Origin of the sequence: Thermoflexus sp., assembly GCF_025055495.1 — a bacterium.
Taxonomy (GTDB): Bacteria; Chloroflexota; Anaerolineae; order Thermoflexales; family Thermoflexaceae; genus Thermoflexus.
Window position 1 is genome coordinate 1 of the sequence record NZ_JANWXB010000371.1, and the last position, 10,884, is coordinate 10,884.

Annotated in this window: 11 protein-coding genes and 1 pseudogene; 7 read left to right on the plus strand and 5 right to left on the minus strand. The window is 65.5% G+C overall.

The annotated features are described in order from the left end of the window. From NZM16_RS11980 to udk, 5 genes and pseudogenes are all read right to left on the minus strand, one after another. Positions 1-205: pseudogene (locus tag NZM16_RS11980) on the minus strand (4-vinyl reductase); the annotation flags it as partial. 187 nt (positions 206-392) lie between these two features. Then, entirely contained in the window at positions 393-770 is a 378-nt protein-coding gene (locus NZM16_RS11985) for a roadblock/LC7 domain-containing protein (protein WP_295480570.1), read from the minus strand. 372 nt (positions 771-1,142) lie between these two features. Beyond that, complete coding sequence (locus NZM16_RS11990; RefSeq protein WP_295480572.1) at positions 1,143-1,970, minus strand: undecaprenyl-diphosphate phosphatase; 828 nt, start codon at positions 1,968-1,970, stop codon at positions 1,143-1,145. Positions 1,971-2,076: 106 nt separating this feature from the next. Continuing rightward, positions 2,077-3,237 carry a glycosyltransferase family 1 protein gene (locus tag NZM16_RS11995; RefSeq protein WP_295450413.1) on the minus strand — a complete coding sequence of 387 codons (1,161 nt, stop codon included), beginning with the start codon at positions 3,235-3,237 and terminating at the stop codon, positions 2,077-2,079. Beyond that, positions 3,234-3,866 carry a uridine kinase gene (gene udk / locus NZM16_RS12000; protein WP_295450411.1) on the minus strand — a complete coding sequence of 211 codons (633 nt, stop codon included), beginning with the start codon at positions 3,864-3,866 and terminating at the stop codon, positions 3,234-3,236. Before udk ends, NZM16_RS11995 begins: the two co-directional genes overlap by 4 nt. Positions 3,867-4,265: 399 nt before the next feature. Between udk and NZM16_RS12005 the strand changes: the two genes are divergently transcribed. From NZM16_RS12005 to NZM16_RS12035, 7 genes are all read left to right on the plus strand, one after another. After that, complete coding sequence (locus NZM16_RS12005) at positions 4,266-4,439, plus strand: Flp family type IVb pilin (RefSeq protein WP_295453853.1); 174 nt, start codon at positions 4,266-4,268, stop codon at positions 4,437-4,439. A 633-nt stretch (positions 4,440-5,072) separates the two neighbouring features. Next, the gene (locus NZM16_RS12010) at positions 5,073-5,246 is read left to right on the plus strand and encodes a Flp family type IVb pilin (protein ID WP_295480574.1); all 174 of its coding nucleotides are present in this window, start codon (positions 5,073-5,075) and stop codon (positions 5,244-5,246) included. Positions 5,247-5,359: 113 nt separating this feature from the next. Next, positions 5,360-6,244 (plus strand): prenyltransferase/squalene oxidase repeat-containing protein, encoded by an 885-nt coding sequence (locus NZM16_RS12015; protein WP_295480576.1) that lies wholly within the window; start codon positions 5,360-5,362, stop codon positions 6,242-6,244. After that, positions 6,226-7,239 carry a DUF362 domain-containing protein gene (locus NZM16_RS12020; protein ID WP_295453483.1) on the plus strand — a complete coding sequence of 338 codons (1,014 nt, stop codon included), beginning with the start codon at positions 6,226-6,228 and terminating at the stop codon, positions 7,237-7,239. Before NZM16_RS12015 ends, NZM16_RS12020 begins: the two co-directional genes overlap by 19 nt. Further along, entirely contained in the window at positions 7,236-8,387 is a 1,152-nt protein-coding gene (locus tag NZM16_RS12025; RefSeq protein WP_295480578.1) for a mannosyltransferase family protein, read from the plus strand. The genes NZM16_RS12020 and NZM16_RS12025 overlap by 4 nt, the downstream gene beginning before the upstream one ends. Continuing rightward, complete coding sequence (locus NZM16_RS12030; protein ID WP_295480580.1) at positions 8,375-9,607, plus strand: glycosyltransferase family 87 protein; 1,233 nt, start codon at positions 8,375-8,377, stop codon at positions 9,605-9,607. The genes NZM16_RS12025 and NZM16_RS12030 overlap by 13 nt, the downstream gene beginning before the upstream one ends. 140 nt (positions 9,608-9,747) lie before the next feature. Next, the coding region (locus NZM16_RS12035; RefSeq protein ID WP_295480582.1) for a glycosyltransferase family 2 protein at positions 9,748-10,884 on the plus strand (1,137 nt) is incomplete at its 3' end.

The following is a 10,884-nucleotide window of genomic DNA, read 5'->3' on the forward strand; positions in this document are numbered from 1 at the left end:
CCAGCGCCTGGTTGATGGCGGTGAAATCCGCAAAATCGAACCCGCGCTCCAGGTTGTCCGGCGGGTAGTTGTCGATCAGATGGGGAAGACGGGCCAGGTGGAGAACGGCGTTCAAGCCGTTCTTCCCCATCACTTCCTCCAGCGCCTCCAGGAAAATCCGGGCGATCTTGTTTGGATAATAGAGGCCGCTCTTCTGCTGGCTCAAGGCACAGCCTCCTCATTGGAAGATGCGATGATATCTCTATCCCCGTCCTCCGCCGCGAGGCAGCGGGGAGAAGGGGAATCTCGCTGTTGATTCCTTCACGCCTAAAGAGGGGATCGAACAGATGAAAACTCGAACGTGCCAGCCTCTTCGTTCAGGCCTAAACAGCAGGGCAGCTCGCCGCGAAGAATCAGGCGGCCAGGATGCGGGCTAGATCCTCCGCAGCCCGCCGCATATCCAGGAACAGCAATCCCAGCTTGGCCTGAGGTCTAGCCAAAACGGTGAGCACCGCCTCCTCTCCGACCGCCATCAGCACCACGTATCCTCGCTCGCCCCGGATGTATACCTGATCCAGCGTCCCCCGCCTCAGCTCGCTGGCGATCCGCTCGCCCAGCGAAAGCATCGCAGCGGACATCGCGGACACCCGATCCTCCTCCACATCGGCAGGAAGAGCGGAGGCCATGATCAACCCATCCAGGCTGACCACCGCCGAGGCCTCGATATCCGGCGTGCTGGCCTGCAGCTCCTTTAAACGCTCGATCATGCGCTCGGTGCGTGTCCGGGCCATGGCGGACCCCCACTCGGTGACGGATGGCAAAATCGGTTACGCAACCTATCACAGATGGACTGATTTGTCAAACCGCATGAGATTGCAGTGTATGAGCAAGGCATACCTCTTGGACAACCCGGCCGCGCCCCAGGCCCCCGCGCCTTCTACGCTCAGGGGGCCAGCCCCTCCCCTCTTCCCCCCTCTAATGACGTATATATAGGCGAGGCCGCCAAAGGCGGCCTCGCCGGCCTATACCACCAACGAACCGGGAGGGCGATCAGCCCCAAGCCGGCGCCACCCAACGAATCGCCCTTCGGTGGGGCCGGGTCGGGCGCTGAAGGCGCCCGGCACCGCACCAACCCATCCAGAGGTGGGCGATTCGGAGGGGCTCTAAGAACCTCGAAAGACTGCGAGAGCGAGGGTCAGAATCCCCACGCCCACGCAATACACCGCGAACGGCCGAAGGGAACGCCACCGAACCATCCGCATCAGGCCCCAGATGGCGAGATAGCCCGAGAGCACCGCGCTGAGGAAGCCGATGAGGATGGGGGCGAGGGCATCGGGGGGGAACCCCATGACATACAGATCCCGCAGGGCCACCAGGCCTGCTCCCAGAAGGGCCGGTATGCCCAGCAGAAAGCTGAACCGCGCGGCCTCCGGGCGGAGAAAGCCACGCCCCAGGCCAGCGGCGATGGTGGACCCTGAGCGGGAGATCCCCGGCAGTAAGCTCAAGGCCTGGGCGAGACCGATCACCAGCGCGTCCCATGCCCCCATCCGCCCCAGATCCCGTTCCCCCCGCCCGAAATGCTCCCCCAGCCACAACAGACCGGCTGTGCCGAAGAGCAACCCCCCCGTCAGAACAGGCTGGAGGAAAACCGCCTCGATCGGCTCCTTGAGGAACACCCCCAGGACCGCCGCCGGAAGCGTGGCCAGGATGATCCATCCGCCCAGCCGGCCATCAGGCGTTGCGAATGGGGAGCCTCTCCGAATGCCGGCCCACCAGCCGGTCAGGATCGCCCATAGATCACGGCGGAAATAGATCAGCACCGGGACCAGCGTGCCCCACTGCACCAGCACGTCGAACGGGAAGATGATGCGCTCGTCGTTCCGCCACCCGAGCAGCCACGGCACCAGCACCAGATGGGCGGAGCTACTGATCGGCAGATACTCACTCAGCCCCTGCACAATCCCCAGCACCAGCGCTTGCAACCAGGTCATTGAAGGCCTCTCCGTGTCCGGAATGAGATAAGGGCGCTCTGGGCGGATGCCGCATGGGCATCCGCCCAACCCACCCCCTGCGATCTATCCCTCGCGCGTTGACCCGTTATGGAGGGCGGGCAGCTCGCGCCGGTCCTCCCCGGCATTGCAGCACCCGCTCATAAACTTCCACGGTTTGCTGAGCGGTCACCTCCCATCGGAATTGGGCTGCCCGTCGAAGCCCTGCCTCCCGAAGATGCGCCCGCAAAGACTCATCGGAGAGCGCGACCGCCAGCGCGGCCGCCCAATCCCCCGGGCGATCGGGAGCCACACGGAGGCCCGCTTCTCCTACCACCTCCGGGAGCGAGGAAGCGTCCGACACAATCACTGGCGTCCCGCAGGCCATCGCCTCCAGGGGCGGAAGCCCGAAGCCTTCATACAGAGAGGGGAAGGCGAAAACCGAAGCCGCGGAATACAGCGCCGGGAGCTCTTCGTCCGGAACGTAGCCCAGGAACCGAACCCGCTCCTCCAGCCCCAGCTCCCGCAGAGCCCGGAAGGTTCCCCGCGTTAACCATCCCGGCTTCCCGGCCACCACCAAGCCCAGGTCCGGCCAGCGCCCCAGGAGGTGCCGATAAGCTGCGAACAGCGTCGGGAGGTTCTTTCGCGGCTCGATCGTTCCGACATAGAGGATGAAGCGATCCGGTAGAGCATATCGAGCGCGGAGGGCGGCGATGGCCTCGGGTTGCGCCGGGCGAAAGCGGGCGTCGACCCCTTCGTAGATCACGTGGATCCGTTCCTCGAGAACGCGATACCAGCGGAGGGCATCCCGGCGCGTGCATTCGGAGACGGCGATCACCGCATCGGCCCGCCGGAGGAACCGGGGCATCATCAGCGAGAGGAACCAGCGGTTCATGGGCATATGGGTTTCGGGATACAGCCGGAAGATCAGATCGTGCAGGGTGAACACAGCGGGGAGGGCGCGAAACGGGGGGAGCAGATGCTCCGTCGCATGGAACAGGCGCCCCGGGCCGATGAGGGCATCCATCGGGCGGCGGAAGAGGTGGGCCAGCATGACCTGCAGCCGCCAGGGCTTCGCCGGCAACGGATAGGGCCGGGCCGGGAGGGCATCCAGCGGCGGAAAGACATCCGCACGGCCCGCATCGTGATAGAAGATCGCCAGGCGGCCGGGCAACAGGGGGATCAGCGCCTTCACCAGCTCCGCCGCGTAACGACCCAACCCGGCCCGATGGTGGACCGCGGCGGAGACGTCCACGACGATGGAGGTCATCCCTCCGCCTCCCGGAGCATCGAGCGGATGCGGTCCGCGATCATGTCGAGGGCCACCGTATTGAAGCCCCCCTCCGGGATGATGATATCCGCATAGCGCTTGCTGGGCTCCACGAACTCCAGGTGCATCGGGCGGACCGTGGAGAGATACTGCTGGATCACCGATTCCAGAGTCCGCCCCCGCTCGGCGATGTCCCGTTGAAGCCGTCGGATAAACCGGATGTCCGGATCCGCATCGACATAGATCTTGATATCGAGCAGGTCTCGCAAGGCCTTCTCCGCAAACACCAGGATGCCTTCCACCAGGATCACCGGGCGGGGCTCCACCCGTCGGGTGCGCGACGTTCGGGTGTAGGTTGTGAAATCGTAGATGGGAACCTCCACCGGGCGCCCGGCCAGCAATTCCTTTAAATGCTGGATCAGGAGGTCCGTGTCCAGGCTATCCGGATGGTCGTAGTTGATCTGGACCCGTTCCTCCATCGGGAGGTGGCTTTGATCCTTATAGTAGCTGTCCTGCTGGATGAGCGCGATCCGCTCCGGGCCGATGCGCCGCACGATCGCCTCGGCCACCGTGGTCTTACCGGATCCCGTCCCTCCGGCGATGCCGATCACGATCGGTCGTTTGGGCATCTAAACCCCCGCGCAGGCCGATTCGTAGGGGCAGGCCCCCGTGCCTGCCTCTGTGGGTAGACCCTCGTCCTCGCCCACCCATTGGCCCGGGGAAGCAGCCCATGCCGCAGAACAAGTATACCGCGAGAAAGATGGGATGGGTCCTATCCAAGAGTGAGATAGGCCGCCCTCGATGGCCTGTCAGCCCAGGCCATCAGATGCCCTCGACAGACAGGGGGCTTTCCCCAACCCACCCATCGCCATCACCCGCATATTTGGTTAATGATTCATAACTTATAACCCTAAAAGTTAATATTTTTAAACCTCAAAAAGTATATTACTAAAGTCCTATGACCGTATTAATAAGATGGGGTTACGATTAAACCGAGCAAGATTTGACTTATACGGAGGAGGTGGGGCATGAGCCAATCGTTAGAGGCATGGCTGGGCTTGGAGGAGAAAGGGCAGGCGCTGGTGGAGTATGCTCTGATCCTAGTGCTCATCGCCATCCTGGTCATCGCTGTCCTCACCCTCCTGGGCACCCAGGTGAGCCAAGTGTTCTCCACGATTACGAGCACCATCAGGGGATCATAACGCTTTTCGGTGGCATCGAGGATCCCCTCCCTCTGTGTTCTTTTCCTCAAGTCCTCAAGGCCCGAAGGGCCTCGAGGAAGCGAGGGGCACAGCGCCCCGGCACTCCTCTGCTCTCGTTTTGACTCCGGGCGGGCGAGGCCGCCTTCGGCACCCCCCCGCCCAAAACTTCCTTCACGGAAGCAAAGATGCGATCTGTCACAAGGAAATCCTGCCCGCTCTTCTACTCCGACAACCCGGGTTCCCCTGAGAGCTCCATCCGAAGGGATTTCTCGGGAAGGAGATGGGCCGCCGCAGACGGCTTACTTAATTTCTCTTTTCCTTTCCGCTTTCTCCTTTCCGCCACTCCCCATCGCTTAAGGAGCCGCGAGAGATGCTGAAGATGGGAGGGACCCTCCTCCCCTTGCACGTTCGAAGGGAGCAAGGCAACAGCGCCTCCTCGATGGAGGAGAGAGCGAGGCCGGGCGGCTTCGCCTCTCAAGTCCCTGAGAGAAGCAAACCGTATACCTCTTGACCAGCAAACTTCCGGCTCGCAGCCAACTGAACCCAACCTTCCCCCTATGACCAAAGTCCTATTCTTTGTGAGCTACACTGTGGTATCCTCAGGTCAGAGGAAACTAACCCTGGAGGTGCACAATGGTTCGGCTGCTGGAAGTGTGGTTGTGGTTGCGGGAGAAGGGACAGGGGCTGGTGGAGTATGCCCTGATCCTGGTGCTCATCGCCGTCGTGGTCATCGTCATCCTCTCCTTGCTGGGCACCCAGGTGAGCCAGGTGTTCTCCCGGATTACCAGCGCCCTCGGCGGTTCGTAACCCTTCTCACCCTCCTTCCCTTCTTCTTGAAGGCCGGGGTCCTGCACGGCGCTCCATAGAGGCAGGACCCCGGCCTCTTTTCAGGGAACGATGCAGCGCTTCACGGGGATATGATGATACGCATTGTCAGCGCTTATCGCTTCCTCGAAAACGCTCAGAACCCGGACGGCGGGTGGGGGTATCGCCCCGGCGGCCGCTCGACGGTGGAGCCCACCGGGGCGGCCCTCCTCGCCCTGGCCGATCTCCCCGAAAGCCCTGCCCTGGCCCCCGCCCGCCTCTGGCTGGAGCGCGCGCAACACCCGGACGGAGGCTGGGGGATCCATCTCGAGGACCCCGAGAGCCACTGGTGCACTGCCTGGGGCGTCCTCGCCCTTCTCCGCCTGGATCCAGTTGCTCCTCCCGCGCTCCGGGGCGTTCGATGGCTCCTGCAGGCGTCGGCGATCCGGATCCAGGCGGATGAGCTGACCGCGGAAGTGCGACGTATCTTCGGGATCGATCCCACCCTTCGCGGCTGGCCCTGGCGGCCGGGCGAGGCCTCCTGGGTGGAGCCGACGGCGCTGGCGCTGCTGGCCCTGCACGTGGCGTCCGCCGCCGCGGATCACCGGGATCGGATCGAGGAGGCCATCCGCTACCTCGTCGACCGACGTTGCCAGGGGGGCGGCTGGAATTTCGGCAACCCCTTCATGTTAGGGGCCTACCTTCCGCCTCGCCCTCATCCCACGGCGTGGGCCCTCCTCGCTCTACAGGCCCTGGCCCCCGATGCGATCCGCCCGGAGGACATTGAGGCGTTGCGATCGGAGATGCATCGGGACGGGGGGGCCCTGGCCCTGGCGCTGGGAATAATGGCGCTCCAAGCATTCGGGGTGGAAGATCCCATCGCCCGCGAACGCCTGGAAATGCTGCAACAACCGGACGGGAGCTGGGAAGGGAACCCATATGTCACCGCCCTGGCGCTGCGGGCGCTGAACGGAGGATGGCCATGGCGGCGCCGCGGCTGACCCGACGGGCCTTCCTCCGGCTGATGCTCCTGGCCGGCATCGGCGGCGGCCTGGCCATCGCCGAGCGGCAGACCCGGCCGGTGGGCCTGCGGACCTTCCTGCAATGGACGCTGCGGGGATGGCGGCGGCGGGTTGAGCCGCCGGCGGTGGTCGCCCTGGGCGCTTCGCTGTCTTACGATGAAAACCTGCTGCGGGATGCCCTGGCGGAGCTCTGGGCTCAGGCCGACATGCCCGACGTCTCCGGCAGGCGGGTCCTGGTCAAGCCCAACCTGATCGAGTGGATCGAGGGCCGCCCGCTGGTCACCGCGCCGGAGGTGGTGGGCGCGGTCGTGGATCTCCTGCGAAGCCGGGGCGCCGAGGTGGTGATCGGCGAAGGGCCCGGATTCCGGCGCGACGCCGGGCCGGTGGTGGCGCAGAGCGGCCTGGGCGCCGTGCTGGCCCGACGGAACGTTCCCTTTGTCGATCTGAATTACGATGATCCCCGCCCGGTTCCTCCCCGGGATGGCTGGTTTCCGGGGCGATCGCGCCTGTGGCTGCCCCGCCACGTAGTCGAAGCGGATCTGATCGTCTCGGTGGCCAAGTTGAAAACCCATCACTGGGCGGGCGTCACGCTGAGCCTCAAGAATCTCTTCGGGGTCGTGCCAGGGATCTGCTACGGCTGGCCGAAGAACATGCTCCACGTCAACGGCATTACCCCCAGCATCCTGGGCCTGAAGCAGACCCTGCCGCCGGTGGTCAGCGTGATCGATGGGATCATCGGAATGGAGGGCGATGGCCCCCTGTTCGGGACGCCGGTTCCCCATGGGGTGCTCCTGGTGGGGAGGGATCCGCTGGCCGTGGATATCACGGGCGCCCGGCTGATGGGGTTTGAGCCGGAGGAGATCGAGCATCTGTCCCTGGGGATGTGGGCCGGCATCGGCCAGGGGATTCGCATCGAAACGCGAGGGGCCTCGATGGAGGCGCTTCGCCGCCGCTACCAGCCTCCGCCCAAATGATCGTGGGGGAAAGCCCGGTGATCGCCTTCTGGCTGCTGGTGCTGATATCGACCCGGATCCTGGGCGCCATGCTATCCGGGATCCGGCCGCTCACGGACCTGGAGCGTTCCGTGCCCCTGTGGCCACCCGCTTTTCCCCTGACGCGCTGGCTGGAGCGGGCGCTGATCGCCCCCTGGGACCGCTGGGATGTGGAATGGTATGCCCGGATCGTCACGCAGGGGTATCAGGCGGGAGACGGCACCACCCAGTTTTACCCCCTCTATCCGCTGACGGCCGCGCTCCTGACCCGCCTGGGCCTCCCGCCGATCGTCGCCCTGACCCTGGTGAGCCTGGCCGCGGGGCTGGGCGCGATGCTCCTCTTCGAACGTCTAGCCCGGCGGGATATGGACCTGACCAGGGCCCGGCAGGCGACGCTGGCCTTTATGCTGTTTCCGGCGGGGATCGCGCTTTTTGTGCCCTACTCCGAGCCCCTGTTCCTGCTGGGTGCCATCGGCAGCGCGTGGGCCGCCCGAGCTGGACGCTGGGGAGGGGCCGGGCTGCTGGCAGCCGTTGCCACCCTCACCCGCCCCCAGGGACTCTTCCTGTTGTTGTTGCTATTTCCGCGGGCGTGGGCCCGGGGGCGCCGCGCGGCCCTCACCCTGGCGAGCATCCCGAGCGCCCTGCTCCTCTGGCACGGCTACCGGACCCTCTGGATCGAAGGCGGGCTGACCGATATCGGGATCCGCTCCTGGATCTATACGCTGCTGCTCTCCCCTCATGCCCATCGGGTGGTCCCGATCCAGGAGTTCACATGGCCCTGGGAGGCCATGCGCCGGGCCCTGATCCGCTTCATCCACACGCCCGATCTGGACCTGGCGGTCAACCTGATCGTTGCCCTCCTTTTCCTAATGCTGACCGGCTTAGCCTGGGGCCGGATGGACGGTGGGGAACGCCTGTATACGGCGGCGGTGGTCCTGTCGGCCCTGAGCTACCATACCGGGCCGGTTCACCCCTACATGGGCCTTCCCCGGCACCTGTGGGTCGCCTTTCCGGTGTTCCTGGGCCTGGGCCGGCGCGGCGGGCGAACCCTGCAGGTGCTCCCGGCCCTGGAGATGCCGGGCCTCCTGTTCCTGGCGGGTCTGTTCGTGCTGCACGCATGGGTGCCCTGAAGCGTTTCGGGAAGCCGATCGCCTGGGGCCTCAACCTCGGCCTCATCGCCAGCTACGCGGGGCTGGTAGGCATCGCCCTGGCGGGCCGGATGACCTGGATGGCGGACTTCACCTCGCAATACACCGGCGCCTTTCTGATCCGAGAGGGAATGGGCGGGCGCCTGTATGATCTGGCGCTGCAGCAAACAGTCCAGCAACGCCTGCTCGGCGGGCGCCATCTGGGAGACGGCCTGCTCCCTTACAATCATCCGCCCCACACGGCGCTGCTGATGACGCCGCTGGCTTTCCTGCCCCTGGAATGGGCTTACGGGGTCTGGATGGGGATCAACCTGATCGTGTGGGGCCTGTTCCTGCGGGACGTCTGGACCTGGGCGCGCTCGTGGGCGCCGGGCGAACGGGCGCTGATGGTGATCGCGCTGACCGCGCTGCCCTTCTGGTTCCGGGCGCTGCTGTTAGGGGCTTTCTCGATCTGGGAAACTTTCGTCTTGTGGCGGTTCTATTGGGCGTTGCGCCGGGGGCGCGAGACAGCGGCGGGCCTCTATCTGGCCCTGGGCAGCGTGCACCCCGCCGTCACCCTGTTCCCCTTGCTGGCGATCGTCGGCAGCCGCCGCGGGCGGGCGGTGGGCGGATGGTCGCTCGGCGTCGGCGCAGCGTTCCTGGCCAGCGCGCTGCTGATGGGCCCGGCCGTCTGGATCGATTTCCTGAGGATGATGCAGTTCACCGCCACCATACAGGATCACCCGGGGATCGACCCTCGAAGCATGTATAACCTGAAGGGCGTGCTCACTGTGGCTTTAGGGACAGAAGCCTGGGGATGGATCCAGGGGATCACATGGGGCGCCCTTTGGATCGGCGCCCTGGGGGTTCTGACGGGATGGGCAGCGACCGGGCTTCCCCGCGGCCCCCGGATGGACCTCCAGCTGGGCCTGACGGTGACGGCCGGGCTGTTCCTGAGCCCGCATCTCAACCCCCAGGACGCCTTGCTGATCGCACTGCCGGCGCTGTGGCTGGCGAACGCCCGGCGCTCCATCGGGCAACCTGACCGGGCCTTCGAGGCGGTCGCCGCCGGGAGCCCGGCGGCGTTGTTCATCAGCGATCTGCCGGGGATGCCCCTGCTGGGGATGCGGCTGCCGGTGGTGGGCATGCTGGTGCTGGCGGGGTGGATCGGCTGGGCGCTGCGCCGAAGGCCTGGAGAAAGCGATCCGGCCGTTGAGGCCTGACATCCCTTAGCCGGCGGCACCGGTAGGTAGGAAAGGATAGGAGGGATCGATGGCGATCGATCCTTTCACAAAGGCTTCCTCTATCCATTTCATCGCCTGCGCTGTCGCCCCTGGAGGATCGGACGGGCGATGCGCCGCAGATATCGTTTGTCATCCCGTGTCTGAACGAAGAAAGCAGCATCGGGACGGTGGTGGAGAAGGCGTGGCGGGCGCTGGGGGCGCTGGGGATGCCGGGCGAGGTGATCGTGGCGGACAACGGATCCACGGACCGCTCGGTCGAGATCGCCCGGGCCAACGGCGCCCGGATCGTCCTGGTGCCGGAGCGCGGCTGCGGGAATGCGCTGCGGGCGGGCATCGCGGCTGCCCGGGGCCATCACATTGTGATCGGGGACGCGGATGACAGTTACGATTTCCTAGAGGCCCCCCGCTTGCTGGAGAAGCTGGAAGCAGGGTATGATCTGGTGATCGGCTCCCGCTTTCGGGGTGTGATCCTCCCCGGGGCCATGCGCTGGACAAGCCGGATCGGCAACCCGCTGATCACTGCCCTCCTTAACTGGCTGTTCGGGCTACGGCTGACGGACTCCCAAAGCGGCATGCGGGCGTTGACGCGGGAGGCATGGGAGCGACTGCGGCTGCATTCCACAGGGATGGAGTTCGCCTCGGAGATGCTGATCCAGGCCCGGAAGGCGGGCCTGCGGATGACGGAGGTGCCGATCACGTTCCACCCCGACCGACGGGGACGGCCGCCGCATCTCCATCCGATCCGGGACGGATGGCGTCACCTGAAGCTCATCCTGACCTACAGCCCGACGGTCCTGTTCCTCATCCCGGGAGGAGCCCTGTTGATCGCCGGGATAGCGCTGATGGGGCTCCAGCTGCTGGCGCCGGTGGATCAGCCCCTGTGGCTGGGGCCAGTGCGCATGGATTTCCACTGGGCGATCTTAGGCAGCCTGATGGCCCTGAGCGGCTACACCCTCATCCAGGCCCACTTCCTGGCTAAGATCTACTCGGTCACCCACCGGTTTCAGGAGCAGGACCGGATCCTCGAGGTGGGGTTCCGTCTCCTGAACGCGGAGCGGGTTCTGCTTCTCAGCCTGACAGCGCTCCTGCTTGGGTTGGGGATGGACGCCTATGTGCTTTACGACTGGCTTCGGAACGGCTACGGCCCGCTGGTCTCCAGGCACACCCGCCTGGTGATCTTCGGCTCCACCCTGGCTGCCCTGGGGATCCAGGCCCTCTTTCACACATTCCTGTTCAGCATCCTGGGCGATGCCTAC